Consider the following 20,663-nt stretch of genomic DNA (forward strand, 5'->3'; position numbering starts at 1 on the left):
TTCTACCACTGTGGAAGCATGATCCAAGCTCCGCCCGTCGAGAAGTCCACGACCAGGAGCGGCGGCCTGCTCCTTGCGATCGTCCTTCTCGGCCAGTTCCTCGCCGTCCTGAACGTCAACATCGTGAACGTCGCCACTCCGACGATCGAGGCCGACCTGCACTCCTCGGGCGCGGGACTGCAGATGATCGTCGCCGGCTACACCATCACCTATGCCGTCCTGTTGATCACCGGTGCCCGTGTCGGCGACCTGTTCGGCTATCGCAACGCCTTCCTGACCGGCCTGGCCCTCTTCACTCTGACCACGCTTGGCTGCGGACTCGCGCCCTCCACGGGCTGGCTGGTCGCCTTCCGCTTCGCTCAGGGCGCGGGAGCCGCCCTGATGATGCCGCAGGTGCTGACCCTGATCCAGCACAACTACCAGGGTGAGGCCAGAGGCAGGGCGCTCGGCCTCTGGTCGGCCGTCGTGAGCGGCGGCATCGTGGTCGGGCAGGCGCTCGGCGGCATCCTGCTCGGCTTCGGGGCAGGCTGGCGGATCGTCTTCCTGGTGCTCGTGCCCGTTGGAGCGCTCCTTCTCCTCGCGGGGCTACGGGTGCTGCCCGCCGACCAGGGCGGCGGCAGGGCCGGCCTCGACCCGCTGGGGCTGGTCACGCTGTCGGCCGCGGTCCTGCTGTTCATCGTGCCGCTGGTGCTCGGCCGCGATCTCGGCTGGCCGTTGTGGGGCTGGGCCTCGATGGCGCTCAGCCTGGTGATGTTCGCCGTGTTCGTCCAGGTGGAGCGATGGGTGACGGCGCGGGGCGGCAGGCCGCTGGTGGACGCGAGAGTGCTGCGGGCGCCCGGCATGCGGCCGGGTCTCGCGGTGCTGCTGTTCGGCCCGGCCACCTGGGGCGCATTCCTGTTCACCTCGGCGCTGCACCTGCAGGGGGAACTGCACCTGAGCCCGCTGATGTCCGGACTGATGCTGGTGCCGTGCGCGGTGGCCTTCGCGTTGGTCGGGCTGGCCTGGCCCAAGCTTCCCCAGCGCTTCCAGCGCTCGCTGGTGCCCGTCGGGTACGTCGTGGCCGCGCCGGCCTACCTCGGGCTGGCGGCCGCTTCGGGGGGCGGCGTGCCGTACGCGGTCCTGAGCGCGCTGATCGGCGCGGGGCTCGGCGTGCAGATCGCCGTGACCAACCTGGCCACCCAGCAGGTCGAGAGCGCCTACGCCGCCGACGCGAGCGGCGCGCTGCTCACGGTGATGCAGCTCGGCCAGGTGATCGGCGTGGCCACGGTCGGCACGCTGTTCATCTCCCTCATGCAGGGCCAGACAGGCCAGGCCTCCTTCGGGACGGCCGTCGCGTTGGCGGCGCTCGCCGTACTGGCCGGATTGAGCTCACTCTTCCTCGTCAAGGCAAAGGTCTCCCCCGCCAGGACGTGAATGATTCGAGTCCCGGGGGTGTGGTGACCCATGGGGAGAGCTCCACAAGGCTTCGCGCCGCCGAGCTCCGGCCTTCCCTGCCCTCTCGGCTGGAGACGCTCGCGCCTTCCTCGGCGGCAGCTTTTCTGGTCATCGTGGGGCCATGAGTAGCGAAGAACAAGCGTCATGCCAGGTTCGCCGCGATCCTCGACAGTGTCTGGAAGGCCACGCCGCCACCTGCGCGGAGTGCGCCAAGACCTCGGGCGATCGCGCTGGTCGGCGTGTTGATGTGGGCCAGGAGGCGCCGCTCCAGGCGTGTGCCATGATGTGCGCAGCTTCCGCGGTGCTCTTACCGGGCGGGCTGAAGTGGAGCGGCCCTGTGGGTTGTGTCAGCAACCTGCCAGGGCCGTTCTTCACGCGCTCGCGGTAAGCGTGGCGAGGTCGAACTCGCCGTCACGAACCCCGGCGGTGAAAGCGGCCCACTCGCCCGGAGTGAAGACCAGGACGGGACCGTCCTGCACCTTGCTGTCCCTGAGCGCGACGCTGCCGTCGGCGAGGTTGGCAACCTCGACGCAGGTGGAAGCGCCGTTGCAGAAGCTACTCTTCTGCCAGGCCGCCCTGGTGGTGTCGATGTGCATTTTCTCCCCAAATGGGTAAAAGGGGCGCCATTGCCCCTGTGAAGGCTTCGTCGTCACCTTCCCCACATCATTGCCTTTCGCTGGATGAGCACGCGGGACTCGTTCTCGTCAAGCGCTTCGGACCTGATGTGGTCGAAGGCTGTCTCGTATCCAGCCACCATCTCGAGGTCTTCGACGAAGCGTGGGTTGTACAGCTGCTCCAGATATACAACATCGTCGAAAGCCGCGAACTTCAGGTGGATGAAGGCGCCGGTGTTGACCGGATGGAGTGATTCCAGCGGCAGCACCTGCACAGATACGTGCGGCAGCACGGAGAGCTGAATCAGATGCTCCATCTGCGCACGCATGACCGAGGGCTCGCCGAAACGCCGCATCAACGCCGACTCGTCCAGGATGATGTGCAGGATGCATGGATCAGCTCGATGCAGGACACGCTGCTGCCTGTCGAGCCGGGCTTCGACCCGGCTTCGGACACCACTGTGCGTGATACGCACGATGCCACGGGAGGCCAGGATCACTTCCCGCGCATAGTCCTCGGTCTGCAAAAGGCCAGGCACAACCTGGGGTTCCCAGTTCTGTTGGGACGTGGCCTCCGCCTCCAGCCCGAGCAGTCTGGTGTATCCCCCGGGCAGGGTGCCTTCGTAATCCTCCCACCAGCCCCGCTGATATGCATCCACCAGAAGCCCGAGCAGCTCGTCGAGTTTCCCGTCATCGCACTTGTAGAGCTTCGCGAAGGCCTGGACGTCGTCGTGGCTCGGCTTGGTCTTGGCGGCTTCGATGCGGCTCACCTTGCTGGGTGACCAGCCGAGCTCCTTGGCCGCTCTCGCGCCCGTCAGGCCCCTGCGCTCGCGCAGTTGGCGGAGCTCCTGACCGAGCTTGAGCCTGCGCACCGTGGGGCTGCCCTGCTCTGGTGGCACCGTCCACTCTCCTCACCGGAAATGAAGGTGTAACGGAGAAGAACCGTTTGAGCCCCGAATTCCTGGGCCGTTCGGCCAATCTTACACTGCAAGTTGCACGGAGACTCGCACGAAGGCTTGCCTCAAGGCTGACATGGAGAGACGGTGGGGGCAAGCAAAAGCCCAGCGGTCAGGGGGTGGGCTCGCGATGGTTTACCCGGAGCCCCAGCGGCCTCTGACATTTCGCGTGCAAGTTGCAGGTACTCATGCGGCGCATGTCCCAGCGGGAATTGCGAAGAAATTTGAATTTTCTCCCGCCAGACTATTGCCGGGGCCAGGTCACGGAGGGACGATCAGGCTCAGGAAGGCGAGATGACGATGCGCACTCGGGCCTTCCGCAGACGCTCAAGCGCGGCCGCCTGGGCCGCCCCCTTCCGGCAACGGCGCCGTTCAGATATGCAGGTCCGCCGAAAGGAACTCAGCACAAAGCCGGACCGACGCTGGTCTCCAGCCGTCACGCGATCGGGCTGCCACCCGGTGACGGCCGAGCTCTTCAGCGCCCGGTCCGGCCCAGAAGTCCACCTCAGAAATGCCGCGAAAGGGGTCTTCTATGTTGTACTCACAAGGTACCAAGGGACTCGGTCGAATCAAGTCCCGGATCCGGGAACTCGTCGCGTGGACGGATCGCGAGATCTGCATGGAGTACGACGAGTTCGCGCACCGGCGCGGCTGGACCGTCGCCCGCACGCGATTCGGCACCCGCTCCTACCGCGACCCGCGATTCGACCAGCTCAGGGTGTTGCGCGCCTCCCTCATCCCAGAGGAGGTGTCGTGAGATGTCCCGTAATCCTCGGCACCAGATCTACCCGGCGGTCGGCGACCTGCCGGCGGCCGGGCGCTCCGGCTCTCTCGCCAGGCTCTGGCGGATGCGCACCGAGCTCCTGCTGACCGCGGGACTGGCGCTGGTGCTGCTCGCCGCCCTCGGCGGCGGGCGATGGGCGCCCTTCATCGCGCTCACCAGCGCGGTCTCGGTGCCTGCTGTGACCCGTGTCGGCCGCAACTGGATCGTCGCGCACGCCTGGTGCGTGACCTCCAGGCACCGGCTGCAGCGGCTCTGCCTGGAGACGACCATGCACACCAGGGCGGGCAGGATTCCGCTCATCCTGTGGATCACGCCGACGGCCCGTGGGGAGAAGGCGCTGGTTCTCACCAGAGCGGGCATCTGCGCGGAGGACTTCGAGGCCTTCGCGGGCGAGATCGAGGCGGCCTGCTTCGCGCGGGACGTCAGGATCCACAAGCACCGCAGATGGGCCCACCTGGTGATCGTCGAGATCATCCGCAGGGAGCAGACCGAGGGCGCGGTCGCGCCGGGCGTCGAAAGACTGTACGGCAGGAGCGGCTGGGTCTCGCTGAAGTCCACCCGCGCCGAGACCGAGGAGCCACCCGACAGAGCGCCCGCGCTGCTCATCCCGGCCTGACCCCCTCAGGCCACGCACCGGGGACGCTCCACGGCGGACGGGCGTCCCCTGACCCGTGGCGGAGAAAGCCAGACATTGGGGCCTTCCCACCGCCCGCCGTACGGGACAAGATGAGTTCGGATGACGAACTCAGGAGCAGCGATGACGACCGTGCACCGCACCTGCCCTCTCTGCGAGGCCGTCTGCGGCCTGACGCTCACGCTCGACGACGGCGGCCACGTCACCGGCGTCAGAGGCGACAAGGACGACCCTTTCAGCAAGGGCTTCATCTGTCCCAAGGGCGCCAGCCTCGGCCATCTCGACGAGGACCCCGACCGGCTGAGCAAGCCGCTGGTCAGGGAGGGCGACCAGTGGCGGGAGGTGTCGTGGGACGAGGCGTTCGCCACGGTCGCCCGCGCGCTCGAAGGGGTCGGGGACAGGCAGACGATCGCCGTCTACCTGGGCAACCCTGGGGCGCACACGATGGCGGGTGCGCTCTACACCGCGCCGCTGATCAGGGCGCTCGGCACCCGCAATGTCTTCTCGGCCAGCACCGCCGACCAGATGCCCAAGCACGTGGCCAGCGGGCTGATGTTCGGCCACCCACTGCACATCCCCGTTCCCGATCTCGACAGGACCGACTACCTGCTGATGCTCGGCGCCAACCCGCTGGAGTCCAACGGCTCGCTGTGCACCGCGCCCGACTTCCCCGGCAGGCTCAAGGCGATCAGGAGGCGCGGAGGGAAGGTCGTCGTGGTGGACCCGCGGCGCACCAGGACCGCCGCCCAGGCCGACGAGCACGTGTTCGTACGGCCGGGCAGCGACGCCTACCTGCTCTTCGGGCTGGTGCACACGCTCTTCGCCGAGCAGCTCACCAGCGTCTCTCTCGAGGTCAACGGCCTCGAGGAGGTCAGGGAGGCGGCCAAGCACTTCCCGCCCGAGGTGGTCGCCCGCCGTACGGGCGTGCCGGAGGAGACGATCGTCAGGCTGGCCCGCGAGCTGGCGGCGGCGCCCACGGCGGCGGTGTACGCCAGGATCGGCACCTGCACACAGGAGTTCGGGACGCTGGCCCAGTGGCTGGTCGACGTGCTCAACACGCTCACCGGCAACCTCGACAGGCCGGGCGGCGCGATGTTCCCCAAGCCGGCCACCGAACCGCCGAGGAGCCGCAGGCCGTACACGACCGGCAGGTGGAAGAGCCGCGTGCGCGGCCTGCCCGAGGCCAACGGCGAGCTGCCGGTGGCGACGCTGGCCGACGAGATCGAGACGCCGGGCGAAGGTCAGGTGCGCTTCCTGGTGACGGTGGCGGGCAACCCCGTGCTGTCGGCGCCGAACGGGTCCAGGCTGGACGAGGCGTTCGGGCAGCTCGACTTCATGGTCAGCGTCGATCCCTACCTCAACGAGACGACCAGGCACGCGAACGTGATCCTGCCGCCGCCGAGGGTGCTGCAGTCGGGCCACTACGACTTCGCGCTGCTGGGCTTCGCGGTGCGCAACTACACGCGCTACTCGCCGCCCGCCCTGCCTCTCGGCGAGCGGCCGTCGGAGTCGGAGATCATGGCGCGGCTCGCGATGATCGCCTCGGGGCTCGAAGGCGATCTGGACGAGTTCATCATCGACCAGACGCTCCAGAAGGCCGGAGTGGAGCTCCAGCTCACCGGAGAGACGGGGGCCGAGCGCAGGCTCGACATGATGCTGAAGCTCGGGCCGTACGGGCTGTCGCTGGAGAAACTGCGTGAGAACCCGCACGGGCTCGACCTCGGCGCGCTGGAGCCACGGCTGCCGGGGATCCTGCGTACCGCCTCCGGTCTGGTCGAGCTGGCGCCCCCGCAGCTCATGGAGGACGTCGAACGGCTGAGGGAGCGGCTCGAGCAGGCGCCGCCCGAGATGGTGCTGATCGGCAGGCGCCACCTGCGCTCGAACAACAGCTGGATGCACAACGTCGGCACGCTGGTCGGCGGCAGCAACAGGTGCACGCTGCAGATCAACCCCGCCGACGTCGCCAGACTGGGCCTGGAGCAGGAGGCGGTGATCACGTCGGCGACCGGACGGCTCACGGTGACGCTGGAGCCGACGGACACGATCATGCCGGGCGTGGTGAGCCTGCCGCACGGATGGGGCCACGCGGGCAGCGCGCAGGCCGTCGCGGCCGAGCACGCGGGAGTCAGCGCGAACGTCCTGACCGATGACTCAGCGATCGACATACCTTCCGGCAACGCCGTGTTCAACGGCGTTCCGGTGACGATTGCCTCCCTGTGATCGTTGCGGTCGACCGGACACGTCGGACATTAATAGGGTGTCGCGCGTGACTACCACGCAAGAAGAGGACCGACTGAACGCCCAGATCGCCTTCGCAGTGGAGATCGACAAGCTGAAGCGGGTGATCCGCCGCAACAGCCTCATGGACGGATCACGCCGTGAGAACGACGCCGAGCACTCGTGGTACGTCGGCCTGCTGGCGATGATCCTCGCCGAGCACGCGCCGCAGGGGACCGACATCCAGCGGGTGGTCGCCATGCTGCTCGTCCACGACCTCGTCGAGATCGACGCGGGCGACACCTTCATCTACGACCCTGTCGCGGTGGCCGCGCAGATCGACGCCGAGCGCGCCGCCGCCGACCGGATCTTCGCCCTGCTCCCCTCCGACCAGGCCGTGCTCTTCAGGGAGCTGTGGGAGGAGTTCGAGGCCCGCGAGACGGTCGAGGCGCGCTTCGCCAAGGCCCTCGACAGGTTCGCCCCGATCCTGGCCAACCACCACACCGAGGGCGGCACCTGGCCGCTGTTCAAGGTGACGGCAGGCCAGGTCCGCGAGAAGGTGAAGATCATCGAGGATGGCTCGGAGTCACTCGGCGTCTACGCCAACGAGTTGATCGACCTCTCGGTCAGCCGGGGGCATCTGTCCGAGTGATCCCCTTACCACCGGGGTAGGGGTTTGGTCGTGAAGGAGAAAGTCAGGCTGGCAGGACCGGTCGACCTCGCCGACAAGCTCGAGAAGAGCAGGGCGATGGATCGGCCGATCAGAGTGCTGGCCAAAGCCGTACGGGAGACGATCGGGCCGGGCAGGCTCCGCGACTGGTTGCACGGGGTGCCCACCGGCAAACCGCTGCACCCGCCACTGGCCACGGTCACGCTCGGCTGCTGGGTGTCGGTCGCCGTGCTCGACCTCGTGAACGCCGACCCGAAGGCGTCGAAGGCGCTTCTGGCCGCAGGGGTGGCGGGCGCCGTGCCGACGGCGGCGGCGGGGCTCACCGACTGGTCGTCACTCCACCGCGAGCAACAGCGGGTGGGCTTCGTCCACATGGTCACCAACCTCACCGCCCTCGGCCTGTTCTCCGGCTCGTTGCTGCTCCGCATGGCCGGACGGCAGGGCGGCGGCAAGGCGCTTGCCATGCTGGGCCTCGGCGCCGCGGCGGTCGGCGGCTACCTCGGCGGCCACATGGCCTACCGGCAGGCGGCGGGCGCCAACCACGCCGAGCAGGTCGCCCACCTGGTGCCGCTCGGCTGGCACGATCTGTGCCCGATCAAGGACCTGCCCGAGGGGCGTCCCGTGACCCGCAGGCTCGGTTACATCCAGCTCTTCGTGCTCAGGCACGGCGGCGGCGTGAGCGTGCTCGCCGACCGCTGCTCGCACCTGGCCGGCCCGCTGCACCAGGGACGACTGGTGATCGAGAACGGCGAACCCTGCGTGGTCTGCCCCTGGCACGGCAGCACGTTCAGGATCGCCGACGGCAGCGTCAAGCACGGCCCCGCCACCGCGCCGGCCCCCACCTTCGAGACCCGCGTACGGCGCGACGGCACCATCCAGGTGCGGCCCCTGACCTGAACCTCGTTCGGCTGCAGGGTCACCGACACCGTCGAGCGGCTGACAGGACGGCCCGCGAGGTCACCGCGGGAGTGCGAGGCCGATCAGGCGGCGGACTTCCGCTGACCCGCGGGGCGGGGCTGATCGGCCGGGTGTTCGACCAGAGCGAGGATCCGGCTGGACATGAAGCGCGCGGTGCGTACGGCCGTGCCGCTTCGTGTCACCTCGCTGACTTCTACCAGGCCGCGCCGGTTGGCCACTTCGACCCGCCGTCCGGCTTTCGTGGCGATCACTTCGTAGGTTCGCGGAGTGCCTCCCGCGTCGATCACGATCTCGACCCGATCACCCTTCATAGCATGATTTATACCCATTGAGCTGTGGATTTATCCGTACACCAGTTTGATTATCGCGGCGATACCGACGCAGACGATGAAGCCCCGCAGGATCGGAGCGGGCAGCCTGCGTCCCACCTTCGCGCCCAGGAAACCGCCCAGCGTGGCGCCGAGAGCCACCATCAGCACCGCCCACCAGTCGATGGGCGCGATGATCACGAACAGCACGGCGGCGGTGGCGTTGACGATGAGCGACAGCACGTTCTTGGCGGCGTTGACGCGCTGCAGGCCGTCGTCGAGGAAGCTGCCGAGCAGGCCGATGAGCAGGACACCCTGGGCGGCGCCGAAGTAGCCGCCGTAGACACCCGCGCCGAACACGCCGAGCCACAGCCACGGGCCGCCGTCGGGGTGGGCGTGCTGCCTGCGCGCGGCCAGCCAGCCGTTCAGCTTCGGCTGGACCACGACCAGCACGCAGGCGAGCGCGATCAGGATCGGCACCACGATGTGGAACACGTCGGGGTCGAGCACGAGCAGGAGCAGTCCGCCCAGCAGGGAGCCGAGCGCCGACCCCATGCCCATCCTGACGAGGCGGTCACGCTGGCCCTTGAGCTCGGCGCGGTAGCCGTACGCGCCGGTGAAGGAGCCGGGGACCAGGCCGATGTTGTTGGAGACGTTGGCGGTCACGGGGTCGACGCCTACGGCCACCAGAGTGGGGAAGGTGATCAGCGAGCCCGACCCGACGACCGCGTTGATGGCCCCTGCTGCGACTCCGGCCGCGCAGACCGCGACCGCCTCCCACGGCGTCAAGACCTGCCCCTTTCGTATTCCGTATGCACTGTCGCCCGAGCCTAGAGCCCCGTCCTACCCTGCTCGTCCCCGGGGTCGCAGCGAGGCTCGCGGAGGCGCCCACAGACGGCGGAGTTCCTCGGAAGGGCACGCGGAGGGGTGTCAGGTGGGCGCGGACGCCAGGAGGGGTCAGCTCTCCTTGCCGTTGCCGCCGTCCTTGTCGCCTCCGAACAGCCCGCCTAGGTTCTCCAGCACGCGCCCCATCTCCGACGGCACGATCCACAGCTTGTTCGCGTCGCCCTTGGCCAGCTCGGGCAGCATCTGCAGGTACTGGTAGGCCAGCAGCCGCTGGTCGGGGTTGCCCTCGTGGATGGCCTTGAACACCATCCCGATCGCGTCGGCCTGCCCCTTGGCCCGCATGGCCGCCGCCTCCGCCTCGGCCTGGGCGCGCAGCACCGCCGCCTCGGCCTCTCCCCTCGCCCGCAGCACCGCCGCCGTCTTCTCCCCCTCGGCGGTCAGGATCGCCGCCTGCTTCTGCCCCTCGGCCGTGAGCACGGCGGCGCGCTTGTCACGGTCGGCCCGCATCTGCTTCTCCATCGAGTCCTGGATGGAGGCGGGCGGGTCGATGGCCTTCAGCTCGACGCGGTTGACCCTGATCCCCCACTTGCCGGTGGCCTCGTCCAGCACGCCGCGCAGCTCGGTGTTGATCTCCTCGCGCGAGGTCAGCGTGCGCTCCAGGTCCATGCCGCCGACCACGTTGCGCAGGGTGGTCACCGTCAGCTGCTCGACGCCGACCAGGAAGTTGGCGATCTCGTAGGTGGCCGCCTTCGGATTGGTCACCTGGAAGTAGATGACGGTGTCGATGGAGACCACGAGGTTGTCGGAGGTGATGACCGGCTGCGGGGGAAACGACACGACCTGCTCGCGCAGGTCGATCATCTCTTTGATGCGGTCGATGAACGGCACGACGAGGTTCAGCCCCGGCGTCAGCGTGCGGTGGTAGCGCCCGAGCCGCTCGATGATGGCCGCGGTGGCCTGAGGGATGATCCGGATGGTCCTCGCCAGGGCGAACCCCACCACAGCGACCACGACAAGAGCGACGATCAGCTGTTCGGTGCCCATGGCAACACTCCGCGAGTCGAAAGGTCCCGACCACGAAGATGATATTTGGTTTTCCCTTTTGACAGCCGTGAATTGCTATTGAGGTCTGGCGTACCAACGTCCCTGACCGTTGCGTTCGAGGACCAGCGGCACCCCGAACGTGCGCGAGAGGTTCTCGGCCGTCATCACGTCCTCGATCGGCCCCTGGGCGACGGCCGAGCCGTGGCGCAGCAGCAGCGCGTGGGTGAAGCCGTTCGGGACCTCCTCCACGTGGTGCGTGACCAGCACCATGGTGGGCGAGCGGTGGTCGTAGGCGAGCGTCGACAGCCGCCGCACCAGGTCTTCGCGCCCGCCGAGGTCGAGGCCCGCCGCGGGCTCGTCGAGCAGGAGCAGCTCCGGGTCGGGCATGAGGGCCCTGGCGATCTGCACCCGCTTGCGCTCGCCCTCGGACAGGGTGCCGAAGCGCCGCCTGATCAGGTGGGCGACGCCCATCATGTCGATCAGCTCGACCGCCCTGGTGACGTCGTGGGAGTCGTACTCCTCGGTCCAGCGGCCGAGGATCGCGTAGGACGCGGTCAGCACCAGGTCGATGACCTTCTCGTCCTGCGGCACCTTCTCGGCCAGCGCCGAGCTGGCCAGGCCGATGCGCGGACGCAGGTCGAACACGTCGGTCTGGCCTATCCGTTCGCCGAGCACCTCGACCACGCCCTCGCTGGGGAACAGCAACGTGGCGGCGACCTGCAGCAGCGTCGTCTTTCCCGCGCCGTTGGGCCCGATCACGACCCAGCGCTCGTCCTCGTTGACCTCCCAGTCGATGCCGCGTATCAGGGCCGCCCCATCACGCCGGACGCCGACGTCCTGGAGCCGCAGCACCTGACCACCCATCGCTGATCCCTCCCTTTGGAACGCTCGGGACAAACCTATTGCAGGGCGAGCGCATATCGTGGACCGGTGCGCGCTGAATCGCCTATCTCACCGCCGCTCGTCGCGTGGGGCAACGCCTGGCTGTCAGGTCACGTCGGCCTGGACGAGGCAGTCGACCAGGTCGAGAAGCTGTCGGGCCCCGCTCTTGTGGGGTCGCTTCCGCTGCGGAGGTACCTCGCCGAACTCAGGGTCGACGGGCTCAGCGAGTTGCGCCTCGCGCTGCCCGCTCCAGGAGATCCGCTCGGCCTGTCGGGTCCGCCCGCGTTCAACGCGGCCGCGCTGGAGGCGGGGGAGGCGGTGATCGCGGTGCTCGGGGACCGGACTCTCGGGCTGCTGCCCTCCCCCGACCTGCGGGGCTCGTCCTACGCGGGGGTGCTGTTCGCGGTGCACGAGTCGGGGCCGCCGAGGGCCGACCTGCCGTCGCTGGCGGAGGCCGAGCGCGAGCTGACCACCTCGATGCTGGCGGCCACCGAGGCGCTGGCCGAGGTAGGAGGGCCGCTGCAGGGCCATCCCGGACGGCTCGAGCGCGTGAACGGCGCGCTGGCTCCCGGCTATCCGGCGCGCGCGCACCGCGTGTCGACGCTGGCCTCCAGGCTGTCGGCCGCGCTCCTGGCTGCCGACGACCGCGGTCTCACCGCGAGCCAGATCGCCACCAGGTCGGTCGCGCTGCGCACCCTCGACTCCGCCGTCCGCCGCGCGCTGGTCTCCGCCCACCACGCGATCTTCGAGCCGCGCTGAGCCGTACGGCAGGCCCCCACGGCCCCACCCCCGTCACCGGCCGCCCTCCCTCCAGGGAGACGCTCCTCGAGCGCGCGCGGCCGGGCGCCGTGACGCGGCACGCGTCACGGCGAGGGCGAGTCGAAGCGCCAGATCCTGATGCGCTTGTCCTTGCCCGCCGACACCACGGCGGGCGAGTCACCCACCGTGGCGACGGCGACCGCGTACACCCCGCCCGTGTGCGCCTTCACCTTGCCGCCGAGGGCCTTCCTGGTCTCGGGGTCCCACAGGCGGATCGTGCCGTCGGTGCTGCCCGAGGCCAGCACCGCCTTGCCGCCGACCGATCCGAACGACAGCGAGTAGACGTTGCTGGTGTGCCCCGACATGGCCTTGCCGACCGAGCGCCCGGTCTTCGGGTCCCAGAGGCGGACCTTCTCGTCCTTGCCGCCCGACGCCACCACGGCCTTGCCGTCGACCTGGCCGACCGCGACCGAGAACACCGCCTTGCTGTGCCCCTTGTAGGGCTTGCCGTACGCCTTGCGCTTGGAAAGATCCCACACTCGCAGGGTCTCGTCCTCGCTGGCCGAGACCACCACGGGACGGTCGCCGACGCGGCCGACGCTCAGCCAGTTGATGTCCCTGTTGTGCGCCTTGACCGAGCCGAGCTGCCTGCGCTTCTTCAGGTCCCAGAAGCGCAGCATGCCGTCACCGTCGCCGGTCACCGCGACGTACTTTCCGCCCACCTTGCCGACGGCGACGGCGAAGACCGCGATCGGGTGCCTGCCGAGGACCGTCCCCTTGCGGGTCTTCAGGTTCCACAGGCGCACGGTGTGGTCGTAGCCGCCGGACACGGCCATCGGCGTGCTGCCGACGGTCACGCAGGCGACCGCGTAGACGTCGTTGTCGTGGCCGCGCAGCTTGGCGACCGTGGTGCGCTTGACCGGGTCCCAGATCCGCAGCACGCCGTCCTGGCCGCCGGACACGAACCGCTGAGCGCCGCCGATCCTGATCCCGGACAGCGACTGGATCGCCTTGCTGTGACCGGCCATCGACTTGCCTTCCTGCTCGCCCAGGACCGGTAGCACGGCCTCCTGGGGCGGCGCGGTCGGCGTGACCGTCGGGAAGGGCGACCCGCTCGGCTGCGGTGAGCCGGAGACCGAGACCGAGGGGGAGACAGAGGCCGAGACCGACGGGGAGACGGAGGTCGAGGGCGTGGCCGTCGGCGAGAGCGAGGTGGTGTCGCCCGCGAGCGTGGTCCGCGTGGGGTCCTGCCCGCCCTCGAAGGCTCTCGGGGCGAAGATCAGCACACCCGCCGCGAGAGCCAGGGCCAGCAGCAGCGCGCCGCCGACCATACCGGCCCTGCGCCGCCGCGCCTTGTCCTCCGCCCGCTTCTCCTCGGGCCTGGTGTCCCTGAAGAACGCGTCGTTGTCGTTGTCGCGCGGCGCACTCGGGGGCGGGTAGGCGCCCAGCGGGTACTGCCCTTGCCCGCCGTACGGCCGGCCCGCGCCCGCGTCGGACCGCCCCGCCCCTTCAGGGGAGGCGGACGGGAGAGGCGCCACCCCCGGGGGCACGGCCCCCTGCGCGCCCGGGCCGTGCGGAGCCGAGGCGTGCGGGGCCGCGGCGGGTGGAGGTGGTGACTGGGGGGTCTGAGACTGCGGAGACGGCTGCTGAGGCGGCAGGTGGCCCTGCGGCGACCGGTACGGCTGCGCGGGGGCCTGCGGCGGGATGTAGGCGTTCGCGGGCATCCCCGAGGGGCTGACCCACCCGCTCGGCTGCGACTCCGAGGGACTCGCCCATCCCCCTGGGTTCGAGTGGTTCGGGTTCGACCTGCCGGGGTTCGGGTGGGGCGGCGAGGACGGGACGGCCCAGCGGTTCTGGCCGGAGTCGGCGGGGCCGGCCCAGCCGTCCGGCAGCGAGTCGAGCACGCCCGGCGGCCGCTCGTCGACCGACGCCACCTGCGAGCCCGTGCTCATCGCCACCTCGGCGTCCAGCTCGGCCACCGCGCCCTGGTTCTCCAGCAGCGAGAACAGCGCCTCGGCCGCCGAGGGCCGCTCCTCTGCCCGCTTGCTCAGGCAGGCCTGCACGAGCGGCCGCAGGCTATCGGGGAAGGCCGACAGGTCGGGCTCGTCGTTGATGACCCTGTAGATGACCGCGGGGAGGCTGTCCTGGCCGAACGCGGGCGCCCCTGTGGCCGCGAACGTCATCGTCAGCGCCCAGCTGAACAGGTCGCTCGCGGGGCCGACGCGCTCGCCCGAGATCTGCTCGGGCGACATGTAGGCGGGCGTCCCCACGACTCCGCTGCTGAGCGTCATCGAGGAGTCGAGCGCCCTGGCGATGCCGAAGTCGATCACGCGGGGGCCGTCGGGGCCCAGCAGCACGTTGCTCGGCTTGAAGTCGCGGTGCACGATGCCGGCGCGGTGGATGGCGGCCAGAGCGGTGACCGTGCCCACGGCCAGCCGGTAGAGGGCTCCGCCCGAGCGGGGGCCGTCCGTCTGCACCACGCGCTGGAGCGAGACGCCCTCGACCAGCTCGCTGACGATGTACGGCAGCTCGCCGTCCATGTTGGCGCCGAGCACCTGCGCGGTGCAGAACTGCGCGACCCGCCGTGCGGCCGCCACCTCCCGCATGAAGCGCTCGGCGTCGATGCCCGGCTTGTCCAGCCTGGTGTTCAGCAGCTTGATCGCGACCAGTTCCCCGTCAGGGCCCTGGGCCTTGTAGACGATCCCCTGCGCGCCTTTGCCCAGCCGTCCGAGCAGCCGGTACTGGCCCAGCTCAGCCGGGTCCCCGGGCTGTAACGGGTGCTTGTCCGGCACCTGCAGCCTCCCCCTTGTGCGATTCCCCCGCCGCAAGAGTGACCGGCCCAGCGCAAGGCACGCAAGCAACGCGATATCACGATAGATCATCACTCTTTGCGGAATCTTTACCCTAGGCATAATCGACTAGAGAATGGGGGATTTCCAGTTCCGTTAGGGGGAGCCGCACCATGCGCCGACAGTTCGGCATGTTCTTGGGCCTTGGCCTGATCACACCATTGGTCCCGCTGGCCGCCGCAGCGCCGGCCGTGGCGGCGGTCGCGCCCGCGACGACCAGCCCTGTGGTGGCCGCCGCCACGAAGGACCCGTTCTCCAAGTTCAAGGTGAGCGTCAAGTACACGAAGGCCACCAAGCGCGGCGGCAAGATCACGTATTACATCAAGGCCAAGAATCTCGGGCCCTACGACGCCGATTACTTCGGGGTGGGCGGCTTCCTGCCCAAGGGAGTCGTGCCGACGCTGAAGTGGGGCGGGCCCAAGGGCACCAAGTGCGTGTGGCAGGGCCAGATCTTCCTGTGCATGCCGAGGTACCAGGTGCCCGTCGGCGGCACCACCTGGCTGAACTTTCAGCTGACGCTGAAGAAGAACACCAAGGGCCTGGCCAAGGCCAAGGTCGGCGTGGTCGCCTACGACCTGCCGACCGGTGCGGAGAACCTCGACCAGGAGGAGCTCGGCCGCCTCGGGCTCAAGGGCCACCTGTTCATGAAGAACACCGCGACGAAGATCGTCTGGCCGCAGAAGCGCCGTACGGGCAGCACCTACACGCCCCCGCCGCCCCCTCCGCAGCCCAAGTGGAACCCGCCGTCGAACACCTACGTCGAGCGGAACGAGAAGAAGGACACCTGATCGGCACCGCCTGACCCTCAGCCCCGGCACCACCCGGTGCGGGGCTGAGGTGCGTACAGCCTCTCACCTGCGGGCTCCGCCGCGTGCGGCTTCGAGAAAGCGGGTGACCAGCGGGTTCCCCTCGCCCTCACGCCAGCACATCGCGACGACGGTGCGCGCGGTGTCCGGGTCGATCCTGCGGTGGACCACGCCGCTGAGTCTGATCCTGCGAATGCTCGCGGGAGCGAGGGAGACGCCGAGCCCCGCCTCGACTAGCGCCGAGACCGTCTGCCACTCCACCGCGTGCTGGCCGACGCGCGGCTCGAACCCCGCCTCGCGGCACACGTCCAGGATGCGATCGTGGACGGTCGGCCCCGCGGCGCGGGGCAGCAGCACGAACGGCTCCTCCGCCAGCGCGGCGACGGGCACGACGCGCTGAGCCGCGAGGCGATGTCCTGCAGGCAGCACGGCGACGAACCGCTCGGCAAGGATCGGCTCCATCGCCAGGCCCTGTTCGCCCGGCGGCTCCCGCAGGAGCCCCACGTCGATCGCGCGCTCGCGCAGCGCGGCCACCTGCGGCGCCGTCGTCATCTCGCGGATCTCCATCTCCACCTCGGGATAGCGCTCGCGGTAGGCCCGCAGGATCCCAGGCAGGACGGTCAGCGCGAGCGAGGCCGCGAAGCCGATCCTGATGCGACCGGCCAGCCCGTCGCCGATGCGCCTCGCCGCTCGCAGCCCGCCCGCGACCTCGTCCAGCGCGTGCAGGGCGGCGGGCAGGAGCTCGTGCCCCGCGGGCGTCAGGACGACCCCGCCCGATCCCCGGTCGAACAGGGCGTGGCCGACCTTCTGCTCCAGCCGCCTGATCTGCTGGCTGAGCGGGGGCTGCGCGATGCCCAGCCGTTCGGCGGCCCTTCCGAAGTGCAGCTCCTCTGCGAGGACGGCGAAGGCGTACAACTGCTGGAGCGCGAGCTCGGGCCGATCCATACGCCCAGAGATATCACTTCATACGAAATCCTGTATTAGACGTATAACCCCAGGTCGTCTAGCTTCGCCTCATGACAGAGCGACGTGCGATCCTGAGCGGCTCCACTTTCGAGGAGGAGATCGGTTACGCCAGGGCGGTCGTGGACGGCGACTGGGTCCACGTGTCGGGAACCACCGGCTTCGACTACGCGACGATGACGATCTCCGACGACGTGGTCGAGCAGGCCGAGCAGTGCCTGCGCAACATCGGCGCGGCCCTGGCGGAGGCGGGCAGCTCGTTCGCCGACGTCGTGAGGGTGCGGTACCTGCTGCCCGACAGGGAGGACTTCGAGCCGTGCTGGCCTGCCCTGCGCCGCTGCTTCGGCGAGATCCGTCCGGCCGCCACGATGCTCGTGTGCGGCCTGGCCGACCCCCGCATGAAGATCGAGATCGAGGTGTACGCCCGCCGCCCCGCCACCGGCTGACGGATCGTCCCACCGGCCCGCGCGGCCGTGCCCGCGGGGGCGACCCCGGAGGACGGAGGTCAGCCCAGGCCGTGGCGGACGGCGTAGAGGGCGGCCTGGGTGCGGTCCTGGACGCCCAGCTTCATCAGCACGTTCGACACGTGGGTCTTCACGGTCTTCTCCGCCACGGAGAGGTCCCTGGCGATCTCCTTGTTCGACCGTCCCGCCGCGATCAGCCTCAGCACCTCCCGCTCCCTGTCCGTCAGCGGCACCGGCGGGGCCTCGGCGGTCAGCATCGCCGAGGCCGCCTCCTGCGCCAGCAGCACCTGCCCGCCGTGCACCGCCCGCACCGCCTGGACCAGCGCGTTGGGGTCGACGTCCTTGTAGAGGAAGCCCGCGGCGCCGGCCCGCATCGCCGGCCCCACGTCGGACCTGTCGCTCACCGAGGTCAGCACCAGCACCCTGGTCGGGCCGCCGTTCAGCCGGTCCAGCGCGCCGAGCCCGTCGAGCACCGGCATCTTGAGGTCGAGGAGCAGCACGTCGGGTCGCAGCTTCTCGACCAGCGCGACGGCCTCCGCGCCGTCCGCGGCCTCGCCGACGACCGTGATGTCGTCCTGCAGGTCGAGGAAGGTCCGCAGGCCCTGCCGGACGACCGGGTGATCGTCGGCGATCAGCACCTGGATCACACGCCCACCTCCATGCGCACCGTCGTCCCCTTGCCCGGCTCGGAGGAGACGGTTACCACTCCGCCGACCGTCTCGGCGCGGTCGGCCATCGACACCAGCCCGAGCCCCCGCACCTGCCCTGTGTCGTCGAAACCGACGCCTTCGTCGCGCACCACGAGCACCAGCTTGCCCGACGTGTGCGAGAGCCGCACCGAGACGCGCTCCGCGTCGGAGTGGCGCAGCGCGTTGTGCAGCGCCTCCTGCGCCACGCGCAGGACCGCGACCTCCACCTCGGAGGGTACGGCCGGCAGCTCGTCGCCCTCGAAGGCCACCTCGCAGGGCTGCAGCCTGTCGAGCAGCCGCACGTGCTTGCGGAGCGTCTCGGCCAGCCCGTGCCTGTCGAGCTCGGCGGGACGGAGCTCCACGATCACCGCGCGCAGCTCGGCCAGCGCCTCTCCGGCCAGGCGCTGCACGCGTTCGAGCTCGACGGCGGCCCTGGCGGGGTCCACCTGCAGCAGCGAGTTGGCGGCCTGCGCGGTCAGCCGCAGCGAGAACAGCTTCTGGGTGACGGCGTCGTGCAGCTCGCGCGCCATCCTGTTGCGCTCCTCGAGCATGGCCAGCTCGCGCCCCCTCTCGTAGAGGCGGGCGTTGGTCAGCGCGAGCGCGGCGTGCGCGGCGAACATCGTCAGCAGCTTCTCGTCCTCCTCGGTGAACCCGCCAGGCACCTTCTTGTTGGCCAGGAAGATGATGCCGAGCACCTGCTCGCCGTCGAGGATGGGCACGCCGAGGAAGTCGTGCATGACGGGGTGCGCCTTCGGCCAGTACTCGAAACGGGGGTCCTTCGGCAGGTCGGGCAGGCGGACGGGGATCCCCTCGCGGAGCATCGCGCCGAGCATGCCATGCTGGCGGGGCAGCGGGCCGATGGCTTCCCACTGCTTGTCGGTGATGCCCTCGGCGACGAACTCGCCGAACGAGCCGTCCTCGTCGGGCACGCCGAGCGCCGCGTATCTGGCGTTGAGCAGCTGCTGGGCCGAGCGGACGATGACCTGCAGGACCTCGCGCACCGACAGGTGACGCGTGACGGCCAGGACGGCCGAACTCACCGCGCGCAGGATGTCGGATTCGGGGCTCACGAGCCTCAGCCTACGGTCCTAGGCCGAAGTGCCCACCACGGCCTAGGTCGCGGGCCCGATGCCACGAGGCTCCGCGCTTTCTACCGTCGAGCCATGACGAACACCGCACTCATCACCGGCGCCTCCCGTGGACTGGGCCTGGCATTGGCCCGATCGCTGTCAGGCGCGGGCTGGGAGCTCGTCCTGACGGCCAGGGGCGCCGACGAGCTGGAGAAGGCCGCGGCCGAACTCGGCGCCACGGCCATCGCGGGTGACGTGGCGGACCCCGCGCACCGGGCCAGGCTGGCCCGCGCGGCGCCCGAGCTGGACCTGCTGGTCAACAACGCCAGCGACCTGGGCACCACGCCGCTGCCGCCGCTGGCCGACTACCCGCTCGACACCTTCGCCGCCCTGCTCGCGACCAACGTGACCGCGCCGCTCGCGCTGACGCAGGAGACCCTGCCCGCGCTCCGCCGCCGACGAGGCGCGGTGGTCAACATCACCTCGGACGCCGCCACCGGCGCCTACGAGGGCTGGGGTGGGTACGGCGCGACGAAGGCCGCCCTGGACCAGCTGTCGAACGTCCTGGCCGCCGAGGAGCCCGACGTGGCGGTCTGGTGGGTCGATCCGGGTGAGATGAACACCCGCATGCTCGCCGACGCGGTGGGCGCCGCCGAGGCCGCGGAGGCGACCGACCCCGCCGCCGTCGCCACGGCACTGCACGACCTCATCAGGAGCCGCCCCGCGAGCGGGCGGGTGAGCCTGCAATGACCGTGAGCACGTTCGTGCTGCCGGACTCGCTCTCGGCGCACGAGCCACCCGAGGCGAGGGGCGTGGCCCGCGACGCCGTACGGCTGCTGGTGTCCGACGCCGAGAGCGACCTCCACCGCACCTTCGCGGACCTGCCCTCGCTGCTGTCCCCCGGCGACCTGATCGTGGTCAACAACTCCGCCACCCTGCCCGCCGCCGTCAGGCTCGACAGGCTGTCGGTCCACTTCTCCACCGCCCGCGAGGACGGCACCTGGCTGGTGGAGCTACGCCGTCCGACGCTGGAGCCGTACGCGGGCGGCGCCGAGGGCGAGTGGCTGCCCCTGCCGGGAGGCGCGACGCTGCGGCTGCTGTCGAGGGAGACGCCGCGCCTGTGGCGAGCCTCTCTCGACCGCGACGTGGAGAGCTACCTGATGAGGTACGGCGTGCCGATCCGCTACTCCTACGTCGACCGTGACTGGCCGCTGGCCGACTACCAGACGGTGTTCGCCACGGTGCGCGGCAGCGCGGAGATGCCGAGCGCGGGACGGCCCTTCACCGCCTCGCTGGTGACCGAGCTGGTCTCCCGCGGCATCAGGATCGCGCCGATCACCCTGCACACAGGGGTCGCCTCCCCCGAGAAGGACGAGCCTCCCTACGCGGAGCGCTTCGCCGTCCCCGAGGCGACCGCCCGGCTGGTCAACCTCACCCGCTCGGAGGGCGGCAGGGTCGTCGCCTCGGGCACGACCGTCGTCCGCGCACTGGAGACGGCGGTGGACGCCGAGGGCCAGGTACGTGCCGCCTCGGGCTGGACCACGCACATCGTGACGCCCGCTCCAGGGGTGAAGGCGGTCACCGGGATCATCACGGGACTGCACGAGCCGCGCTCCAGCCACCTGATGATGCTCACGGCCATCGCGGGCGAGAGAACGGTGGCGAGGTCCTATGACGCGGCGTTGCGAGAGGGCTACCTATGGCATGAATTCGGCGACTCGCATCTCCTCATTTCCAATAAAAGGTAGATCTTTCC

The 20,663-nt window shown here is 69.9% G+C and carries 21 protein-coding genes; 11 read left to right on the forward strand and 10 right to left on the reverse strand.

Annotated features, from left to right (window positions below; genetic code table 11):
- Window positions 1-18 precede the first annotated feature (18 nt).
- Window positions 19-1,413 (forward strand): MFS transporter, encoded by a 1,395-nt coding sequence (locus ABFX55_RS34605; RefSeq protein ID WP_346126931.1) that lies wholly within the window; start codon window positions 19-21, stop codon window positions 1,411-1,413.
- Between the two features lie 392 nt (window positions 1,414-1,805).
- On the opposite strand, the gene ABFX55_RS34610 is transcribed toward ABFX55_RS34605, so the two are convergent.
- A complete protein-coding gene (locus ABFX55_RS34610; RefSeq protein WP_183652212.1) occupies window positions 1,806-2,030 on the reverse strand; it encodes a DUF397 domain-containing protein in 225 nt (74 codons plus the stop codon).
- A 53-nt stretch (window positions 2,031-2,083) separates the two neighbouring features.
- Window positions 2,084-2,947: a helix-turn-helix domain-containing protein gene (locus ABFX55_RS34615; RefSeq protein WP_346126933.1), complete on the reverse strand. Its 864-nt coding sequence runs from the start codon at window positions 2,945-2,947 to the stop codon at window positions 2,084-2,086.
- Between the two features lie 676 nt (window positions 2,948-3,623).
- Here ABFX55_RS34615 and ABFX55_RS34620 point away from each other — a divergent pair.
- From ABFX55_RS34620 to ABFX55_RS34640, 5 genes are all read left to right on the forward strand, one after another.
- Window positions 3,624-3,761, forward strand: a complete 138-nt coding sequence (locus ABFX55_RS34620; protein ID WP_346126934.1) for a hypothetical protein — start codon at window positions 3,624-3,626, stop codon at window positions 3,759-3,761.
- A 1-nt stretch (window position 3,762) separates the two neighbouring features.
- Window positions 3,763-4,404, forward strand: a complete 642-nt coding sequence (locus tag ABFX55_RS34625; RefSeq protein WP_346126935.1) for a hypothetical protein — start codon at window positions 3,763-3,765, stop codon at window positions 4,402-4,404.
- Between the two features lie 141 nt (window positions 4,405-4,545).
- Window positions 4,546-6,642, forward strand: a complete 2,097-nt coding sequence (locus ABFX55_RS34630) for a molybdopterin-dependent oxidoreductase (RefSeq protein ID WP_346126937.1) — start codon at window positions 4,546-4,548, stop codon at window positions 6,640-6,642.
- Between the two features lie 46 nt (window positions 6,643-6,688).
- Window positions 6,689-7,291 carry an HD domain-containing protein gene (locus ABFX55_RS34635; protein WP_346126938.1) on the forward strand — a complete coding sequence of 201 codons (603 nt, stop codon included), beginning with the start codon at window positions 6,689-6,691 and terminating at the stop codon, window positions 7,289-7,291.
- Between the two features lie 30 nt (window positions 7,292-7,321).
- Window positions 7,322-8,206, forward strand: coding sequence for a Rieske (2Fe-2S) protein (locus tag ABFX55_RS34640; protein WP_346126940.1), 885 nt, complete (start codon window positions 7,322-7,324; stop codon window positions 8,204-8,206).
- 83 nt (window positions 8,207-8,289) lie between these two features.
- On the opposite strand, the gene ABFX55_RS34645 is transcribed toward ABFX55_RS34640, so the two are convergent.
- From ABFX55_RS34645 to ABFX55_RS34660, 4 genes are all read right to left on the reverse strand, one after another.
- Window positions 8,290-8,538 carry a hypothetical protein gene (locus tag ABFX55_RS34645; RefSeq protein WP_183652231.1) on the reverse strand — a complete coding sequence of 83 codons (249 nt, stop codon included), beginning with the start codon at window positions 8,536-8,538 and terminating at the stop codon, window positions 8,290-8,292.
- Between the two features lie 30 nt (window positions 8,539-8,568).
- Window positions 8,569-9,324, reverse strand: a complete 756-nt coding sequence (locus ABFX55_RS34650) for a sulfite exporter TauE/SafE family protein (protein WP_346126941.1) — start codon at window positions 9,322-9,324, stop codon at window positions 8,569-8,571.
- A gap of 168 nt (window positions 9,325-9,492) precedes the next feature.
- Window positions 9,493-10,425, reverse strand: a complete 933-nt coding sequence (locus ABFX55_RS34655; protein WP_346126942.1) for an SPFH domain-containing protein — start codon at window positions 10,423-10,425, stop codon at window positions 9,493-9,495.
- Between the two features lie 75 nt (window positions 10,426-10,500).
- Complete coding sequence (locus ABFX55_RS34660; protein WP_346126944.1) at window positions 10,501-11,289, reverse strand: ABC transporter ATP-binding protein; 789 nt, start codon at window positions 11,287-11,289, stop codon at window positions 10,501-10,503.
- A gap of 66 nt (window positions 11,290-11,355) precedes the next feature.
- Here ABFX55_RS34660 and ABFX55_RS34665 point away from each other — a divergent pair, with 66 nt between their 5' ends.
- The gene (locus ABFX55_RS34665; protein WP_346126945.1) at window positions 11,356-12,066 is read left to right on the forward strand and encodes a hypothetical protein; all 711 of its coding nucleotides are present in this window, start codon (window positions 11,356-11,358) and stop codon (window positions 12,064-12,066) included.
- A 104-nt stretch (window positions 12,067-12,170) separates the two neighbouring features.
- On the opposite strand, the gene ABFX55_RS34670 is transcribed toward ABFX55_RS34665, so the two are convergent.
- The gene (locus ABFX55_RS34670) at window positions 12,171-14,858 is read right to left on the reverse strand and encodes a protein kinase domain-containing protein (RefSeq protein ID WP_346126946.1); all 2,688 of its coding nucleotides are present in this window, start codon (window positions 14,856-14,858) and stop codon (window positions 12,171-12,173) included.
- A gap of 170 nt (window positions 14,859-15,028) precedes the next feature.
- On the opposite strand from ABFX55_RS34670, the gene ABFX55_RS34675 reads away from it, so the two are divergent.
- Window positions 15,029-15,703, forward strand: coding sequence for a hypothetical protein (locus ABFX55_RS34675; RefSeq protein WP_183652249.1), 675 nt, complete (start codon window positions 15,029-15,031; stop codon window positions 15,701-15,703).
- Between the two features lie 63 nt (window positions 15,704-15,766).
- Here the strand turns inward: ABFX55_RS34675 and ABFX55_RS34680 are convergent, their stop codons facing one another.
- Window positions 15,767-16,666 carry a LysR family transcriptional regulator gene (locus ABFX55_RS34680; RefSeq protein ID WP_346126948.1) on the reverse strand — a complete coding sequence of 300 codons (900 nt, stop codon included), beginning with the start codon at window positions 16,664-16,666 and terminating at the stop codon, window positions 15,767-15,769.
- A gap of 71 nt (window positions 16,667-16,737) precedes the next feature.
- Here ABFX55_RS34680 and ABFX55_RS34685 point away from each other — a divergent pair, with 71 nt between their 5' ends.
- Window positions 16,738-17,130, forward strand: a complete 393-nt coding sequence (locus tag ABFX55_RS34685; RefSeq protein ID WP_346126950.1) for a RidA family protein — start codon at window positions 16,738-16,740, stop codon at window positions 17,128-17,130.
- Between the two features lie 59 nt (window positions 17,131-17,189).
- Here the strand turns inward: ABFX55_RS34685 and ABFX55_RS34690 are convergent, their stop codons facing one another.
- Window positions 17,190-17,795 carry a response regulator gene (locus tag ABFX55_RS34690; protein WP_346126952.1) on the reverse strand — a complete coding sequence of 202 codons (606 nt, stop codon included), beginning with the start codon at window positions 17,793-17,795 and terminating at the stop codon, window positions 17,190-17,192.
- On the reverse strand, window positions 17,792-18,907 hold the full coding sequence (locus ABFX55_RS34695; protein ID WP_346126954.1) for a GAF domain-containing sensor histidine kinase: 1,116 nt from the start codon (window positions 18,905-18,907) through the stop codon (window positions 17,792-17,794). The genes ABFX55_RS34690 and ABFX55_RS34695 overlap by 4 nt, the downstream gene beginning before the upstream one ends.
- A 93-nt stretch (window positions 18,908-19,000) precedes the next feature.
- Between ABFX55_RS34695 and ABFX55_RS34700 the strand changes: the two genes are divergently transcribed.
- A complete protein-coding gene (locus ABFX55_RS34700) occupies window positions 19,001-19,657 on the forward strand; it encodes an SDR family NAD(P)-dependent oxidoreductase (protein WP_346126956.1) in 657 nt (218 codons plus the stop codon).
- Entirely contained in the window at window positions 19,654-20,655 is a 1,002-nt protein-coding gene (locus ABFX55_RS34705; RefSeq protein WP_346126958.1) for an S-adenosylmethionine:tRNA ribosyltransferase-isomerase, read from the forward strand. Before ABFX55_RS34700 ends, ABFX55_RS34705 begins: the two co-directional genes overlap by 4 nt.
- Window positions 20,656-20,663: the final 8 nt, after the last annotated feature.

The sequence above is a fragment of the Nonomuraea roseola genome (genome assembly GCF_039535395.1).
GTDB classification, from domain to species: Bacteria; Actinomycetota; Actinomycetes; order Streptosporangiales; family Streptosporangiaceae; genus Nonomuraea; species Nonomuraea roseola.